General features: G+C 29.8%; 3 protein-coding genes. 2 read left to right on the forward strand and 1 reads right to left on the reverse strand.

Going from position 1 to position 3,215, the window contains the following annotated elements; translation table 11 throughout:
• Window positions 1-222 precede the first annotated feature (222 nt).
• Window positions 223-1,413: a coenzyme F420-0:L-glutamate ligase gene (locus tag AB2369_RS12490; RefSeq protein ID WP_367666803.1), complete on the reverse strand. Its 1,191-nt coding sequence runs from the start codon at window positions 1,411-1,413 to the stop codon at window positions 223-225.
• Between the two features lie 204 nt (window positions 1,414-1,617).
• Between AB2369_RS12490 and AB2369_RS12495 the strand changes: the two genes are divergently transcribed.
• Complete coding sequence (locus tag AB2369_RS12495) at window positions 1,618-2,508, forward strand: LysR family transcriptional regulator (RefSeq protein ID WP_367666804.1); 891 nt, start codon at window positions 1,618-1,620, stop codon at window positions 2,506-2,508.
• Between the two features lie 150 nt (window positions 2,509-2,658).
• Window positions 2,659-3,215 (forward strand): ABC transporter transmembrane domain-containing protein (locus AB2369_RS12500; RefSeq protein WP_367666805.1); only part of this gene is annotated, 557 nt, incomplete at its 3' end.

Here is a 3,215-nt window from a genome sequence, read left to right on the forward strand (position 1 = left end):
AAGTTAACATTTAAGATAGAAACCCTATATAAAAATTATTTCATCTATGACCATACTACTATTTAATATTCTAGAAATTATTATACTTATAAAAGTATAACATGTAAAATTAATAAGTTACTAAATAAGCTTATATTAAAGGTATGAAAAAACCTACCACTAAATGATAGAATCTAATCTACATCTAGTAGTAGGTTTTAGTATATTTATGAATAGAAATTACTATTTTGTATAGTTATCAAAATATCCTTGGATATATATGATAGGAGTACCCTTATCTCCACTTCCTGAAGTTAAGTCAGAAAGAGAACCGATAAGGTCAGTAAGTCTTCTAGGGGTAGTACCTTGAGCTTCCATGCTTCCTACAAGATCTTCTTCCTTATTCTTAATGTATTCAGAGATAGCTTTCTTAAGCTCTTCTCCCTTTAAGTCAGCAAAGTTATTATCAGCAAGATATTTAAGCTTTACTTCATTAGGAGTACCTTCAAGTCCTTTAGTGTAAGCAGGGGATACAACAGGATCAGCAAGCTCCCAAATCTTACCTACAGGATCTTTAAATGCACCGTCTCCATAAACCATTACTTCAACAGTCTTTCCAGTCTTTTCTTTTAATACAGTTTGTATTTCATCAACAACAGGTTGGCAGTCACGTGGGAAAAGCTTAACACTTTCTTCAGTGGCTTTATTTGAACCTAAAAGACCGTATTCTGGATTAAATCCACTGCCATCAATAGATTCTGATAATATATCATCAAGGCTATATATCTTTTCTCCGCCATTTGCTTTTAATATTCTCTTAGTTCTCATTCTTGTGTGAATGTCACATGCAAGAACACTCTTTGTATAATCTAAAATAGTTTTTGGATTATTTGAGAAGATTATTTCACATTGAACACCATATTCCTCAATTAAGGATTTATAATAATCAATATAGTCTACTCCTGTGAAAGTATGTTTTTTATATCCGAAGTGGTTACGGAAATCTTTTTCTGTTAGAACATCAGTCCAAGGGTTAACACCTTTTTCATCAAGCTCATCTATATCTACTAAGTGGTTACCTACCTCATCAGATGGATAACTAAACATTAATACAACTTTCTTAGCTCCCTTTGCAATACCACGTAAACAAATAGCAAAACGGTTACGGCTTAATATAGGGAATATAACACCAATAGTGTCATCGCCAAACTTTGAATTTACATCTTTAGCAATTGCATCTATGCTTGCATAGTTTCCTTGTGCACGAGCAACTACAGATTCTGTTACAGTAACTATATCCTTATCGTTAATAGAAAAACCATCTACTTCTGAAGCTTTTAATACAGTATCTACAACTATATCTGCTATATTATCTCCATTATTTATAATTGGCGCACGAAGTCCACGAGCAACAGTTCCCACTACTCTTTCCATTTTAAAATCTCTCCTTATTAATCCTACATAGCTTAGGCTATATAGAGTTTATTTAACTATTTAATTTGTATCTCTAGAAAGCTACAATTAAGTAATAGAATTATTTAATTTACAATTAAAAATTTACTTTATACTTTTACTATATACATTTTTATGATATAAGTAAAATAAATAGATATTATATTAGATATAAGGAGTACTTATATGGTAAACAAATTGGATTTATATAAGATATTTTGCAAGGTGGCTGAACATAAAAGTTTTTCTAAGGCTGCAAAAGCCCTTTACATGACACAGCCAGCAGTAAGCCAAGGAATTATGCAGCTTGAGAATCAATTAGATATGAGACTTTTTACTAGAATACCTAAGGGGGTCACCCTTACTAAGGAAGGACAAATTCTATATGAATATACAAGCTCCGCTATTAATTTAATTGGAGTTGGAGAGAGAAAGTTAGAACAGGTTAAGAATTTAATGGTTGGAGATTTGCAGATAGGAGTTGGAGATACAATCTCGAGATATTTTCTACTGCCTTTTTTAGAAAAGTTTCACATTAGATATCCAAATATTAAGCTTAAAATAATTAATCGTACAACTTTAGAGCTTTGCTCTATGTTAAAGTCAGGAGATATTGATATTGCCATTGGAAATTTACCTATTAAAGATTCAGCGTTGGAGATAAGAAAGTGCATAGATATTAGTGATATTTTTGTATGTGGAGAAAAATACAAGGAAAATATCTCAGAGCCTATAAACTTTAAAGAATTATCAAAACTTCCTCTTATATTACTTGAACCTAATTCTAATTCAAGAAAGTATGTGGAGAAGTATATATTATCAAAGGGAGTTAAAATAAGTTCAGAAATTGAGCTGGGCTCCCATGATTTATTATTAGAATTTGCAAAGATAAATCTTGGAGTATCCTGTGTGGTTAAGGAATTTTCTAAGGAGTATTTAGAAAAAGGATTGGTTTATGAAGTTAAGTTAGAGGAGGAGATTCCAAAAAGAAGTATAGGTATATGTTTCCTAAAGAACATATCACTGTCACCAGCATCTACAAAGTTTATGGAGATATTAGAAGATAAGGAAGGGTAGATATTTAAAGATTGAGTTTTGATATGATGTATCTATGTATGTTATATGGTAGATGAAACTAACCTTCAAAATATTTAAAAAATAACTCGATACAATAGGTATAAAATATGGTAAAATTTATACATTAAAAATATTAGGGGGAATCTTAAATTGAAGGAATTATTACTAAAAAGAAAGGGACGGTTTATTCTCTATCTAGTGGCTTGTTTTATACCAGTTATAGAGCAGATGCTAGTAAATGTCTCTATGGCACTACTTATAGGAAGTGTGGAAAAAGGAAGTATAGAATATTTTATGAAAATACTTATCTTTTCAGTTGTGGTAATACTTCTTGGAGCGATAATGTATATTATATCAAGATTTATGAGAATTTCTTATATGAGGGATACTATTTTAGAGGTTAGGGTAAAAGCTTTCGATAAAATATTAAAATCATCTTATAAGAACTTTAGTAAAAAATCAAAAGATGCTTATATATCAAATTTAATTAATGATATAAATGTTTTTGAGAATACTTTTTTCTTTAAGTTAATAAATATTATATTTTCTAGTGGAGTATATATTTTTTCAACAATTTTCTTATTATTCCTTGATTATAAGTTTGCTATAATCATAACCGGTATTTCTATAATATTATTTTTCTTAAGTAAAGCTTTTGAAAATAAAACTGTTAAGCCAATTGGTCATTTCCTGTTCGGTTTAACACC

The organism is Clostridium sp., assembly GCF_040797585.1.
GTDB lineage: Bacteria > Bacillota > Clostridia > Clostridiales > Clostridiaceae > Clostridium_Z.

Coding starts and splice junctions, on each gene's coding strand:
- AB2369_RS12490 (WP_367666803.1), bottom strand. CDS start 1,413: ATGGAAAGAGTAGTGGGAACTGTTGCTCGTGGACTTCGTGCGCCAATT.
- AB2369_RS12495 (WP_367666804.1), top strand. CDS start 1,618: ATGGTAAACAAATTGGATTTATATAAGATATTTTGCAAGGTGGCTGAA.